At 81.0% G+C, this 232-nt stretch carries 1 pseudogene; it reads right to left on the reverse strand.

Going from position 1 to position 232, the window contains the following annotated elements:
* Positions 1-232, reverse strand: a pseudogene (locus tag AX737_RS35140) (hypothetical protein); the annotation flags it as partial.

Genomic DNA, 232 nt, shown 5'->3' on the forward strand with positions numbered 1-232 from the left:
CCCCGAGCCCGCTCCCGAAGCTCCGCCGGCCGAGGCGGCCGCCACGGTCCCGGCATCCGGGTCGGCGGCGGCCGCCTCGGCCGGCGGAGCTTCGGGAGCGGGCTCGGGGGCTGTCTCGGCAGATGCCTCGGGCGCGGCCTCGTCGGTTCCGACCGGGACTTCATCGCGCTCGGCCGCTTCGGCGGACGCCGCGTCGGACGTCGCCGCGGCGGGCTGGGCCGGGGTGGTGGCG

Origin of the sequence: Methylobacterium sp. CCH5-D2, from assembly GCF_001556475.1 — a bacterium.
Taxonomy (GTDB): domain Bacteria; phylum Pseudomonadota; class Alphaproteobacteria; order Rhizobiales; family Beijerinckiaceae; genus Methylobacterium; species Methylobacterium hispanicum.